Source organism: Streptomyces sp. CA-250714 (genome assembly GCF_050936705.1).
Classification (GTDB): domain Bacteria; phylum Actinomycetota; class Actinomycetes; order Streptomycetales; family Streptomycetaceae; genus Streptomyces.
The window spans coordinates 592,678-604,243 of the sequence record NZ_JBNJMI010000001.1 but is presented as its reverse complement, the minus strand read 5'-3'; the positions used below and the strand labels follow the sequence as shown (position 1 = coordinate 604,243).

The following is an 11,566-nucleotide window of genomic DNA, read 5'->3' as shown; positions in this document are numbered from 1 at the left end:
GGAACGGAGAACACGCATGACCCGCATCGCCCTCATCACCGGTGCCAACCGCGGACTCGGGCGCAGCACGGCGCTGCACCTCGCCGAGGCGGGCACCGACCTGCTGCTGACCTACCGCTCGAACGCCGAGGAAGCCGAGGCCGTCGCCGAGCAGGTCCGCGCCATGGGGCGCACCGCGGTGGCGCTGCCGCTGGACGTCTCGGACACCGCCGCCTTCCCGGCCTTCGCCGACACCGTGCGTAGTCGGCTCAAGGAGCACTGGGACCGCGAGGACTTCGACATCCTCGTCAACAACGCCGGTCACGGCACCTACAGCCGGTTCGTGGACACCACCGAAGAGGACTTCGACGCGCTGATGAACGTCCACGTCAAGGGCGTCTTCTTCGTCACCCAGGCGCTGCTTCCGCTGCTCAGGGACGGCGGCCGGATCCTCAACACCTCCACCGGGCTGACCCGTTTCATCGCCGCCGAGACCTCCGCGTACGCTGCCGCCAAGGGCGCCGTCGAGGTGCTCACGCGGTATCTCGCCAAGGAACTGGGTCCGCGCGGTATCTCGGTCAACGTCATCGCCCCGGGCGCCACCGCCACCGACTTCGGCGGAGGTGCCGTCCGGGACAGCGCGGAGGCCAGGACCTCCCTCGGCTCGGTCACCGCGATGGGCAGGGTCGGGGAGCCGGACGACATCGGTGCCGCCGCCGCGGCGCTGCTCGCCGAGGGCAGTGCCTGGATCACCGGGCAGCGCGTCGAGGCGTCGGGCGGCATGCTGCTGTAAGGGCCGCTGAGCACGGCAACCGGAAGGCGGCGACCGGGCCGGGAACACCGGAACGGGAGCGAAGGAACAGGGAGCATCGAAGCGTGGACAGAGCGCAACTCGCGGACTTCCTGCGCACCCGCCGGGAGGCTCTGCAACCGGAGGACGTGGGCCTGCCCCGTGGGCAGCGCCGCCGGACCAGGGGGCTGCGGCGGGAGGAGGCGGCGGCGCTGAGCGGCATGTCGACCGACTACTACAGCCGTCTGGAGCAGCAGCGCGGACCGCAGCCCTCGGCGCCGATGCTGGCGGCCATCGCCCGTGGCCTGCACCTGTCGCTCGCCGAGCGTGACCATCTGTTCCGGATCGCCGGGCACAACGCGCCCCCGCGGCTCGCTTCGGACCACATCACGCCCGGACTGATGCGGATCCTGGGCCGTCTCGACGACACTCCGGCGCAGGTACTCAACGATCTGGCCGAGACGTTGTGGCAGACGCCGTCGGCCACGGCGCTGCTGGGAGACGAGTCCCGCTTCACGGGAGCGGACCGCAGTATGTACTACCGGTGGTTCACCGACCCGGCCACCCGGCTGATGTACGCGGAGGAGGACCACCCGCGGCACAGCAGGTTCTTCGCCTCGGAGCTGCGTGCAGCCTACTCGCGGCAGGGCAAGGGCAGCCGGGCCGAGGCGCTCGTGGAACGACTGTTGGCGGAAAGCGAGGAGTTCGCCGAGTGGTGGGGTGCGCACGAGGTCGGTGCGCCGCGGGTGGAGCCGAAGCGATTCCGCCACCCCGAACTGGGCGGGATCGAGGTGCACTGCCAAGTGCTCCTCGACCCCGATCAGGCCCAGACGCTGCTCGTCTACACGGCTACGCCCGGCTCCGAGAGCGACGAGAAACTGCGCCTCCTGCCCGCTGCCGGAACCCGCCCCATGGGAGCCGACGCGTAAGGCCCGCCGTCGAAGCCCGCCGAAGCGGCGCGTGTGCCGCGCCACCGCGCCATCGTTCAACGCGTGATGCCCCACATCGCGTGATGCAACGCACGCCGGAGCCCGAGAGACAGTGGCCTGTCCGCACCAAGATGCGGGCAGGCCACCGTGCTGTGCCGGACCGTCAGACGTACTGCGCCGCACCGTTGCCGAGCGACCAGTCGATCGACTCGTTCTCCGTCACGGTGATGAACATGTTGCGCGGCTCGGTTCCGGCGTACTCCTCGGCGAGTTCGGCGATCCGCCGGTACAGGGCCTGCTTCTGTGCGGGGGTGCGCCCGGAGCGCATGGTGATCGCGACGTAGACGATGCCGTCGTCGCGGCGCACTCCGAGGTAAGTGCCGTGGCGCAGCGTGCTGGTGGTGCCGTCGTGGCCGACGAGAATCTGGAACCGGTCGTCCGGCGGGATGCCGAGCGTCTCGACCAGCGCGTCGTGCACGGCCCGGCCGAGCGCGTCGAGTCGGTCGGCGTCGGCCCGCAGCGCGTCGATACGAACGAATGGCATGGCGACGGCTCTCCTTCGGAAGGGCGGGGCGAGGGCCCGCGGCTGATCGGTCCGTACATACTAGTAGGTACAGACTGCCGCGGGCTCGCCCGCCCATCTCGTGCCACCCCTCTCGATGCAGTCAGGGGCGGCGGCCGATGAAGCAGAGGAACGCGGTCTGCGCGTCGGCGCCGTCGGGTGCCGGGACGCTCGCGTCGAAGGCGCCGGTGTCCAGGAGTTCCGCGTGCAGGGGCAGCAGTGCCTGGTGGGTGCGGGCGACGGCGTCCTGGTCGAGTATCTCGTCGCCTCCGGTGGCGCGGGCCAGGTCCCAGGTGTGTCCCAGCAGTTCGAGGGCGCCGATCACATCGACGGCCTGCTCCAGTGGGACCGGCCCGAGCGGGCCGCCGGGCAGCGGCCGGGCCGCGAGCGCCGGGTCGCGGAGCGCCGCGAGCACATCGGCGCGGCAGGCCAGGAACGCGGCCGCCAGATCGGCGCCCGGCTCCACGGCGGGCGCCTCCGCCATGGGCGAGACGGCGACACCGTGCGCCGGGGACGGGGGAGTGCCGTGGATTGCGGCGAGGATGCCGCGGTGCCCGTTGATGACATGTGCGACGACATCACGGGCGGTCCAGCCCTGGCACGGGCTCCCGGCATCCCACCGGTCCGTGGGGGTTGCCCGGACGCGGGCCAGGAAGGCGTCGGCGAGCCGGGCGTAGCGGTCTGCTGTGCCGGGCGTGGTGGTTGCGGACATGGTGGTAGCGGACATGAAGAGCTCCTGTTGTTGGGTCTGTTGCTCGGTGGCTGGGCGGAATTCGCGGCGGCGCGTGTGGCCGGTCAGTGCGGTGGCACCTGGTGCCCGGTCAGCGCGGTGACATCTGGCGGAGGACGGCGTCCAGGCGGCGGCCGACCACCGAAACCCAGCCGCCGCCCATCACGTCGCGGGCACGCTGCTGGAGCGGACTGTCGGGGTCGAAGCCCTCGTGGACGAGGAAGAGCCGGGTTCCGCGGCCTTCGGGTCGCAAGGTCCAGGTGATGGTCCAGTCCGCACCGCTCGGGGCGGCGGGGTCGGCATCGCGCCAGCCGATCCGCAGCATGTTCCCGGGCTCGAAGGCGAGTACTTCGGCCTGGATGGTGCCGGAGAATCCGGTGGCCGGCATGGCCCGGGCCTGCATGGTGTAGCGGTGGCCGACCTCCAGGCGGAAGTCGCACGGCATGAGCCACTGTGCGATCAGTTGGGGTTCGGTCAGCGCTCGCCATACCTTGGCCGGTGGATGGGCCAGGAACTGGTCGACCCGGACGGTGCTGGGATCGTCTTCGGCCAGGCCGTCGGTCACGCCGTCCGCGCCGTTCGTGCCGTGCCCGGCCGCCTCGTCATCGGTCACGGCTCATCGTCCTCGAGGGTGTCGAGCAGGTCGCGCAGGTTGCTCAACTTCTCGCGCCAGAACCGCTCGAACGGATTCAGCCACTCCTGTACCTCGTACAGGGCGGCCGCCTCCAGTCGGTAGAGCCGCTGCCGGCCCGATCTGCTCTCGCTGACCAGCCCCGCTTCTCGGAGCACCCGCAGGTGTTCCGAGAAGCTCGGGCGCGCCATGGCGAAGTGTGCGGCGAGCTCTGTGACGGGCTGCGGGCCGTTGTCCCGCAGCAGTCCCAGTACCTCGCGCCGCACCGGGCTGGCCAGCGCCGCGAAGACCTTGCCGTCCTGTGTTCCGGTCGCGGCCATCGGTTCAGGCCCGGGATTCCGACGGCGTCGGCGTGGCGAGTACGAAGCTGTTGCCGTCGGGGTCGACGAGGGTGGCCTGGCGGCCCCACGGCAGTTCGTCCGGCCCCTCGACCGCGGCGCCGGCCTGCGCGAGTCCCGCGCAGTCGGCGTCGAGGTCCGAGGTCTCCAGGATGATGCCGCGCGCCGTGCCCGGGGTGAAGCCCTGCTCGGCGGAGGCGAGGGTGAAGCTGGTCTCGGCTCCGCGAGGGGCGACCTGGAGCCAGCGCACCGGGCCCATCTGCTGGTCGGCGAGCACCTCGAATCCGAGTGTGGAGACGTAGAAGTCCTTCGCCCTGTCCTGGTCGGAGACGGGCACGGTGACGGTCTTGGCGTGCGTGATGTTCATGCCGCCACTATACGTAGGAAATTTCCTACGTGTCACGGGTGCCGCGCGATCACGGGCGCACGGCGGTGACCAGCCAGGCGGAACTGCGCAGCCGTACCGTGCCCTGGGGGTCCTCGTGAGGGCGCAGGCGCTCGGTCAGCGCTTGGCGGGCCCGCGTGCCGGTCTCCTGGTCCACCTGGGCCAGCAGTTGGCGGCCGGGGCCCGAGTCGAGCAGGAAGTCCGCGGCGTCCCGGGCTCCCTGGCCCCACCTTCCATCCGCTTCCGCGTGCTGGACGGCGAGGTCCGTGAAGCCGGCCGCCGTCAGGACCTCGCGGATCCGCGCGGGGTCGGCGAGGGAGAACATGCCCGGCCCGCCGGTCACGCCGAAGCCGCCGAGCGGCAGGAGATCGCGCAGCGCGGCGAGCGCCTGGAGCCATTCGTTCCGCTCCGCGTCGGCCGCGCAGACGAACGCGAGCCGGCCGCCGGTGCGCAGGCCGCGGGCGATGTTGCTGAACGCGGCAACGGGATCCGCGAAGAACATCACGCCGTAACGGCTGATCGCCACGTCGAAGTCGCGGCCGGCCAGCGGGTGGACCTGGGCGTCGCCCTGCTCGAACGCCACGTTGCCGAGGCGTTCCGCGTCGGTGGTGGCACGGGCGCTTTCCAGTTGAGGGCCGGAGATGTCGAGCCCGGTGGCGTGCCCGTCAACGGCACGGCGGGCGGCGAGCCGGGTGGTGGCCCCCGCGCCGCAGCCGATGTCCAGCACGGCGTCGCCGGGTGCGAGGGCTGCGGCTTCGAGAAGGGGCTGGTTGAAACCTTCGTTGACGGCGTCCCAACGGTCCTGGTTGCGGGCCCAGTGGGTGCCCTCGTAACCGTTCCACGCCTGCTCCTGCTTGGTGTTGGCGGTCTGCTGCATGACGAACCTCGGCTTTCCCGGACTAGTATGGGCGCGTGCCCAAATGAATGTATGGGCACGCGCCCAAACTGTCCACCCGTACCGCTTACCTCTCCGAAAGGTCCCTGATGTCCCCTCGTGGCGTGGCCGTCCCCGATATCCGTGAACGTCTCTTCGCCGCTGCCGAAAGCGTTGTCGCCCGCGGCGGTCCGGGCGCGCTGACGAGCAGGGCCGTCACCGAGGAGGCGGGCTGCGCCAAGGGAATGCTGCACACCCACTTCGCGGGCGGACTGGACGAGTTCGTCGCGGAACTGGTCCTCGACCGCTTCGCGCGTACTGCCGCAATCGCCGCCGAACTGCCGCAGCGCGCCGGCCAGGAGACGGTCGCCGCGAACCTCACCACGGTCATGGGCGCCCTGCTCACCTCCGGCGGCCCGGCCATGGCAGGCATCGCCCTCACCCGGCCCGGTGCCGCCGCCCGCTTCCGCGACGCGATGGCCGCCGGAGCCCCCGGCTTCACCGCCGTCCAGGAATCCGTCGCCGCCTATCTGACCGCCGAGCAGCGCCAGGAGCGTGTTGCCGCCGACGCCGACCCGGAGGCACTCGCCCTCGCTCTGGTCGCCACCGCCCACCACCTGCTGATGACCAGCTGGCCGGGCGCCCCGGACCCGGCCGCGCAACTCGACCGGGTGATCGCGGCCCTCACCTCACCCGGCACCGCGCGCTGACACTTCGCTCCGTACGGACCGAGACGGTGGCACCGCCCGCTGACACCTGCGCTCCGTACGGACCGGGACGGTGGGCCGACGGTGCACCAAGAGGAACCACCGGGGTCCACCGACCGGTTGACGGCAGGTTCAACCTGCCGGTGCTGTCGCCGCCAACCCGCCCGCGACCAGCATGTTTCCCATGAAGAATCTTGTTGTACGCACGGCACGCTGGAGTGCGGCGCACCCCTGGAAGGGCATCGTGGGGTGGTTCCTCTTCGTCGCGCTGTGCCTCGGCGCCGGGATCGCCGCGGGAGCCAACGCCGCCACCACAGAGGACTACCGCATCGGCGAGGCGGGCCGCGCCGAGTCCATGGCCGCCGAGGGCGGACTCCAGCAACGGCCCGTGGAACACGTCCTGATCACCCGGGCACCGGGCGCCGGAACGAGCCGTTCGCTGTCCGGAACGGAGGCGCCCGCCGCTGCCCGGGAAGTCGCCGCCGGGATGCGGAAGCTCCCCGAAGTCCGCTCCGTGAGCGCGCCCGCACGTGCCTCGAACGGCGCCGCGCTGCGGGTGACTGTGACCATGAAGGGCTCCGAACTCGACGGGAAGAAACATCTCGATCCGCTGCTGGCGCAGACCCGGAAGACGGCCGCGGACCATCCGGGCCTGCGGATCGAGCAGACCGGCGGCCCGTCCATCAGCAAGGGCGTCGACGGGCTGCGCTCGGACGATCTCGCCCGCACCGAGAAGGTGGCACTGCCGGTCACCCTCATCACGCTGCTGCTGGTCTTCGGCTCGGTGGCGATGGCGCTGGTGCCGCTGCTGCTGGCACTGACGTCCATCGTCGCCGCCGTGGGGCTGTCGATGCTGGCCTCGCACGTCTTCCCCGACGCGGGCGTGGGCACCAACGTCATCCTGCTCATCGGGCTGGCCGTCGGCGTCGACTACACGCTCTTCTACCTCAAGCGGGAGCGGGAGGAGCGCGCCCGTGCCGGCGGCGGGCTCAGCTCGGCCGCCGTGGTCGAACTGGCGGCGGCCACCTCGGGCCGCGCCGTCGTCTGGTCGGGCCTGGCGGTCGCGCTCTCCAGCGCGACGCTCTACCTGGCGGACGACGTCATCTTCTCCTCGCTCGCGACCGGCGCCATCGTCGTCACCGTCGTCGCCGTGGTCAGCTCCCTGACCGTGCTGCCCGCGCTGCTCGCCGTGATGGGTGAGCGCGCCGAGCGGCGTGCGGCCCGGCGTGCCGAGCGCGGCACCCGGCGGCTCATACGCCGCCGCACCCGACCGGCGAACGGCAACGGCGAGGGCCGCGGTGGCGGCAGGCTCACCGGCACGGTGCTCCGCCTCGTCGAGCGCCGGCCCGCCGCCGCCCTCGCCCTCGCCGTGACCGGGCTGCTCGCCCTGGCGGCGCCCGTACTCGGCATCAGCCTCACCGACATGGGCCGCGAGACGCATCCGCGCTCCGTCGCCGCGATGCAGAGCTTCGACCGGCTGAATGCGGCGTTCCCCGAACTGAAGGCCGGCCACCAGGTCGTGGTGCGGGCCGACGCGGACCGCGCGGACCAGGTGGCCAGGGCGCTGCACGAGCTGGCCCGGGAGGCCGAGTCCGACCCGGCGCTCGGCGGCAAGCCGCGCACCCGGGTCTCCGCCGACGGCCGGATCAGCATGCTGCAACTGCCCGTTCCGCACCATGTGAGCACCGACGAGGCACGCTCCTCGCTGGAACGGCTGCGGGACCGCTACGTACCGCACACGGCGGCCGCGCTGCCGGGCGCGGAGATCGCCGTGACCGGTGACGTGGCACGCTACGTCGACTATCCAGCGCACCAGAAGCAGCAACTGCCGCTGGTCGTCGGCTCGCTGCTGCTGGTCACGTTCGCGATGACGGTGTGGGCGTTCCGTTCGGTGGTCCTCGGCCTGGTCGGCGTCCTGCTCAATCTGCTCTCGGCCGCGGCGTCGCTGGGTGTGCTGGTCGCCGTCTTCCAGCACCGCTGGGCGGAGGGGCTGCTGGACTTCACCTCCACCGGCTCCGTCGGCTCCCGGGTACCGCTGTTCCTGTTCGTGATCCTCTTCGGCCTCTCCATGGACTACCAGGTGTTCGTGATCAGCCGGATCCGGGAGGCGGCCCAGTCCGGACTGCCCACCCGGCAGGCCGTCATGGCGGGGGTACGCGGCTCCGCCGGAGTGGTGACCAGCGCGGCGCTCGTGATGGTGACGGTGTTCGCGAGCTTCGCGGCGCTGCACCTGATCGAGATGAAACAGATCGGGTTCAGCCTCGCTGTTGCCGTGCTGCTGGACGCCTTCGTCATCCGGCTGCTGGTACTGCCGGCGCTGATGCTGCTGCTGGGCGAACGCTCCTGGTGGCCCGCGCGCCGGGCACCGGCTCTCCCGGCCGCCCCCGAGACGCCGCTGCCGGCCCGCATAGGGTGAGCTCATGCGTCCCTGGCCCCAGCTCGGCGAACGGGCTTCCGCCGCCACGTTCCACCGTTGGTACTCCGTCACCTGGGTGCTGTTCGGGCTGGCCCCTCCCGTCATCGGCGTGGCCGACGACCCCCTCGGGACACGGCTGACCGCATGGGTGGTACTGGCCGTGCTCGGGCTCTGCTACGTCGGTCTGCGCGGCCGCACGGAGCGGCCGACGGTGCGGCCGGGGACGTTCTTGGTCGTGCTCGTCGCCGGGATGGCCGTGCTGTCGGCGCTGCTCGGCGGCGGCGCGGCCCTGTTCGTGGTGTCGCTGCCGCTGTTCTGGATCCACGCACGCGGCTCGCGCGCCCCGGTGCTGTGGAGCGGTGCCGCCGCAGTCGTCTCCGTCGTCGCGGGGCTGCCGCGGGAGCAGTGGAATCCGGAGTTCTTCACCGGCGACCTGGTGATCACCGCCTTCGGATACGCGGCCGGTGTCGGACTGGGGCTGTGGGTGCGGCGCCTGGTGGCCCAGGGCGAGGAGCGCGCCCACCGGCTGGGCGCCGAACTGGCCAGCGCACAGCGGCAGCTGGCCGAGGCGTACCAGCGGCAGGGCGCGGCCGAGGAGCGCGAGCGGCTCGCCCGCGAGATCCACGACACCCTCGCCCAGGGGTTCGCCTCCATCGTCGTACTGGCCGAGGCCGCACAGGACAACCTTCCGGCGGCACCCGGCGAGAGCCTGCGGCAGCTGGAGTCGATCGAGCGGACGGCCCGGGAGAACCTGGCCGAAGCCCGCGTCCTGGTCGGCTCCGCGCCACGCAGCGGGATCGCGCCCGGGTCGGTGGCGGCAACCCTGCGCCGAACCCTGGACCGGTTCGCGCAGGACACCGGAATCCACGTCGAGACGGACCTCCAGGACGTCGCCTGCGACCAGCCGACGCGGATCGCGCTGCTGCGCTGCACCCAGGAATCGCTGGCGAACGTCCGCAAGCACGCGGCGGCCTCCACTGTCGGCCTGCTGCTCACACATGACGCCGACCGCATCGAGTTGGAGATCACGGACGACGGGAAGGGCTTCGTGGTGGAGCGTGCCCGTGGCTTCGGGCTGGACGGTATGGACCGGCGACTTGCTGAGCTGGGCGGCGAACTGACCGTCACCAGCGCGCCCGGAGAGGGCACCCGCATCCTGGCCGCGCTGCCCGTCACCGAGGAGGCCGCGGCATGAGGCGCGGTACCGGCCCTGAGCGCCCGGACGACGACGCCGTCCGGGTCCTCGTGGTGGACGACCACACGGTGATGCGGGCCGGCGTGGTGGCCCTGCTCGCCCCGGAGCCCTCGATCACCGTTGTCGGCGAGGCGGGCGAGGGCGCCGAGGCGCTCGCCCTGGTGGAGTCGCTCCGGCCGGACGTCGCCCTCGTCGATCTGCGGATGCCGGTCCTCGACGGGGTGCAGCTGACCGCCCGCGTGGTCGCCGCACCCGTGCCCACCCGGGTGCTGATCCTCACCACGTACGACACCGACGAGGAGATCGAACGCGCCGTCGAAGCGGGTGCCGTGGGCTATCTCCTCAAGGACACCACCCGGGAACAACTCGTCGACGCCATCCGCGCCGCGCACCGGGGCGAGACGGTGCTGGCGCCCCGGGTGGCCGAACGCCTGGTGGCCCGGATGCGGCGACCGGCCGCCGCCGCGCTCACCTCCCGGGAGGTGGAGGTGCTCTCCGCCGCCGCCGACGGGCTCTCCAACGCCGCCATAGGCCGCCGGCTGCACATTGCCGAGGCCACCGTGAAGACCCATCTGCTGCGGGTGTTCGCCAAGCTCGACGTCAGCGACCGCACCCATGCTGTGGTCGTCGCGCTGGAACGCGGACTGCTGCAGCGCTGAGACGCCGGAACACGGACCGGCAGCCCCTACGAGTCCACGCTCGAACTCACCGACCGGGGGATCAACTTCCGCTTTCGCAAGGGGCGTTGGGTCGCGCAGCACCCGGCACCCGCCTCACACGAACCCCTGTTGCCCAGCCCGTGAGTTCCGTACTCTGGCAAAGGCACCAGTCACGTTCGAATCGACCGTCTCCCTTCTGACGCCGCACCAGGCGCGGGCGTGCCGAGGCGGGTCATTGGACAGACAGGGGGAAGGTGTGAGCTCAGGGCAGCAGCATGCCGAACAGCCTCCGTTAGCGGGACAGCCCCCGCTGACCGACCAGGAGCTGGCGAGCGCGCTCAAGGCCGATCTGGCCGTCGTCGAAGAACTCATCCGCGACTCCATCGCCTCCGACGCGCCACTGCTGCGCGAGGCGTCCCGCCACCTCATCGACGCGGGCGGCAAGCGATACCGCCCGATGCTGACACTGCTGGCCGCCCGCTTCGGCGACCCCGACGATCCGGACGTGCTGCGTGCGGCAGCCGCCTGCGAACTCGTGCACGCGGCGGCGCTGTGCCACGACGACGTCCTGGACGGCGCTTCCCTCAGACGCGGCCGCAGCAGCGTCAACGCACGGTGGAGCGACGCCGTCGCCATCCTCACCGGGGACTTCCTCTTCGCGCAGGCGTTCCTGCTGCTGGCCGCCGTGCCGCGGCAGGAGGCGCGGATGGAGGTCGAGACCTTCGTACGGCTGGTGACCGGGCAGATCCGCGAGATGACCGGACCCGCCGACGGCGAGGACCCGACCGACTACTACGTCACCATGGTCTCCGACAAGACCGCCTCGCTGATCCGTGCCTGTGTCCGCCTCGGGGCGCTCACCTCGGGTGCGGGCGAGACGACGGTACGGGCGCTGGAGGAGTACGGGGACGCCTTCGGGGTCGCCTTCCAGATCTCCGACGACCTGCTGGACCTCTTCGGCGAGGAGGAGCGGTCCGGCAAACGTCAGGGCACCGACCTCCTCAAGGGCGCGCCGACGCTTCCGCTGCTGTACGCCCTGAGCGGTACCGGCCAGGACAGCGAGCGGCTGCGAGCCCTCCTCGGCCCCGTACCGGGAACGGAGCGCCGCTCCCGGCTGACCACCGAAGAGCGCGCCGAGGCCACCGAGTTGCTCCGCCGCCACCCCGCCGTGGAGCAGACCCGCGAACGGCTCGACGCCTACATCACACGTGCCCGCGCGGCGCTCGCACCGCTGTCCGAGGGCCCCGCCAGGGACACCCTCGAAGCGCTGTGCGCGGGCGTCGCCCACCGGGCCGGCTAGCGCCGGGCAGCCGCCGTCGGGCACTCGACGGCCCGGCGGACCGCCACCGAGCAGACCACTCGCCGCAGCAG

The 11,566-nt window shown here is 71.9% G+C and carries 13 protein-coding genes; 7 read left to right on the top strand and 6 right to left on the bottom strand.

What is annotated here, in order from left to right; all coding sequences use genetic code 11:
- The first annotated feature begins 16 nt into the window (after nucleotides 1-16).
- Nucleotides 17-772, top strand: a complete 756-nt coding sequence (locus ACQEU8_RS02895) for an SDR family NAD(P)-dependent oxidoreductase (protein ID WP_433096439.1) — start codon at nucleotides 17-19, stop codon at nucleotides 770-772.
- Between the two features lie 83 nt (nucleotides 773-855).
- Entirely contained in the window at nucleotides 856-1,698 is an 843-nt protein-coding gene (locus ACQEU8_RS02890; RefSeq protein ID WP_433096437.1) for a helix-turn-helix transcriptional regulator, read from the top strand.
- 163 nt (nucleotides 1,699-1,861) lie between these two features.
- On the opposite strand, the gene ACQEU8_RS02885 is transcribed toward ACQEU8_RS02890, so the two are convergent.
- From ACQEU8_RS02885 to ACQEU8_RS02860, 6 genes are all read right to left on the bottom strand, one after another.
- A complete protein-coding gene (locus tag ACQEU8_RS02885; RefSeq protein WP_433096435.1) occupies nucleotides 1,862-2,242 on the bottom strand; it encodes a tautomerase family protein in 381 nt (126 codons plus the stop codon).
- Between the two features lie 121 nt (nucleotides 2,243-2,363).
- A complete protein-coding gene (locus tag ACQEU8_RS02880) occupies nucleotides 2,364-2,987 on the bottom strand; it encodes a TIGR03086 family metal-binding protein (RefSeq protein ID WP_433096433.1) in 624 nt (207 codons plus the stop codon).
- 94 nt (nucleotides 2,988-3,081) lie between these two features.
- Entirely contained in the window at nucleotides 3,082-3,555 is a 474-nt protein-coding gene (locus tag ACQEU8_RS02875) for an SRPBCC family protein (protein WP_433102105.1), read from the bottom strand.
- Nucleotides 3,556-3,599: 44 nt separating this feature from the next.
- A complete protein-coding gene (locus ACQEU8_RS02870; protein WP_433096431.1) occupies nucleotides 3,600-3,941 on the bottom strand; it encodes an ArsR/SmtB family transcription factor in 342 nt (113 codons plus the stop codon).
- Between the two features lie 4 nt (nucleotides 3,942-3,945).
- Nucleotides 3,946-4,326, bottom strand: a complete 381-nt coding sequence (locus ACQEU8_RS02865; protein ID WP_433096430.1) for a VOC family protein — start codon at nucleotides 4,324-4,326, stop codon at nucleotides 3,946-3,948.
- 49 nt (nucleotides 4,327-4,375) lie between these two features.
- Complete coding sequence (locus ACQEU8_RS02860; RefSeq protein ID WP_433096429.1) at nucleotides 4,376-5,221, bottom strand: class I SAM-dependent methyltransferase; 846 nt, start codon at nucleotides 5,219-5,221, stop codon at nucleotides 4,376-4,378.
- A gap of 107 nt (nucleotides 5,222-5,328) precedes the next feature.
- On the opposite strand from ACQEU8_RS02860, the gene ACQEU8_RS02855 reads away from it, so the two are divergent.
- The 5 genes from ACQEU8_RS02855 to ACQEU8_RS02835 all read left to right on the top strand — a co-directional run bounded on the left by ACQEU8_RS02855 (nucleotide 5,329) and on the right by ACQEU8_RS02835 (nucleotide 11,495).
- On the top strand, nucleotides 5,329-5,928 hold the full coding sequence (locus ACQEU8_RS02855; protein WP_433096427.1) for a TetR/AcrR family transcriptional regulator: 600 nt from the start codon (nucleotides 5,329-5,331) through the stop codon (nucleotides 5,926-5,928).
- A gap of 181 nt (nucleotides 5,929-6,109) precedes the next feature.
- Nucleotides 6,110-8,341: an MMPL family transporter gene (locus tag ACQEU8_RS02850; RefSeq protein ID WP_433096425.1), complete on the top strand. Its 2,232-nt coding sequence runs from the start codon at nucleotides 6,110-6,112 to the stop codon at nucleotides 8,339-8,341.
- 4 nt (nucleotides 8,342-8,345) lie between these two features.
- Nucleotides 8,346-9,536, top strand: coding sequence for a sensor histidine kinase (locus ACQEU8_RS02845; RefSeq protein ID WP_433096423.1), 1,191 nt, complete (start codon nucleotides 8,346-8,348; stop codon nucleotides 9,534-9,536).
- Nucleotides 9,533-10,195, top strand: a complete 663-nt coding sequence (locus ACQEU8_RS02840; RefSeq protein ID WP_433096421.1) for a response regulator — start codon at nucleotides 9,533-9,535, stop codon at nucleotides 10,193-10,195. Before ACQEU8_RS02845 ends, ACQEU8_RS02840 begins: the two co-directional genes overlap by 4 nt.
- A gap of 256 nt (nucleotides 10,196-10,451) precedes the next feature.
- Nucleotides 10,452-11,495 (top strand): polyprenyl synthetase family protein, encoded by a 1,044-nt coding sequence (locus ACQEU8_RS02835; protein WP_433096419.1) that lies wholly within the window; start codon nucleotides 10,452-10,454, stop codon nucleotides 11,493-11,495.
- Nucleotides 11,496-11,566 lie beyond the last annotated feature (71 nt).

What these genes read in the sequence shown, in the direction of transcription:
- ACQEU8_RS02895 (WP_433096439.1), top strand. Translation starts at nt 17, where the DNA reads ATGACCCGCATCGCCCTCATCACCGGTGCCAACCGCGGACTCGGGCGC.
- ACQEU8_RS02885 (WP_433096435.1), bottom strand. Translation starts at nt 2,242, where the DNA reads ATGCCATTCGTTCGTATCGACGCGCTGCGGGCCGACGCCGACCGACTC.
- ACQEU8_RS02880 (WP_433096433.1), bottom strand. Translation starts at nt 2,987, where the DNA reads ATGTCCGCTACCACCATGTCCGCAACCACCACGCCCGGCACAGCAGAC.
- ACQEU8_RS02870 (WP_433096431.1), bottom strand. Translation starts at nt 3,941, where the DNA reads ATGGCCGCGACCGGAACACAGGACGGCAAGGTCTTCGCGGCGCTGGCC.
- ACQEU8_RS02865 (WP_433096430.1), bottom strand. Translation starts at nt 4,326, where the DNA reads ATGAACATCACGCACGCCAAGACCGTCACCGTGCCCGTCTCCGACCAG.
- ACQEU8_RS02860 (WP_433096429.1), bottom strand. Translation starts at nt 5,221, where the DNA reads ATGCAGCAGACCGCCAACACCAAGCAGGAGCAGGCGTGGAACGGTTAC.
- ACQEU8_RS02855 (WP_433096427.1), top strand. Translation starts at nt 5,329, where the DNA reads ATGTCCCCTCGTGGCGTGGCCGTCCCCGATATCCGTGAACGTCTCTTC.
- ACQEU8_RS02850 (WP_433096425.1), top strand. Translation starts at nt 6,110, where the DNA reads ATGAAGAATCTTGTTGTACGCACGGCACGCTGGAGTGCGGCGCACCCC.
- ACQEU8_RS02845 (WP_433096423.1), top strand. Translation starts at nt 8,346, where the DNA reads ATGCGTCCCTGGCCCCAGCTCGGCGAACGGGCTTCCGCCGCCACGTTC.
- ACQEU8_RS02840 (WP_433096421.1), top strand. Translation starts at nt 9,533, where the DNA reads ATGAGGCGCGGTACCGGCCCTGAGCGCCCGGACGACGACGCCGTCCGG.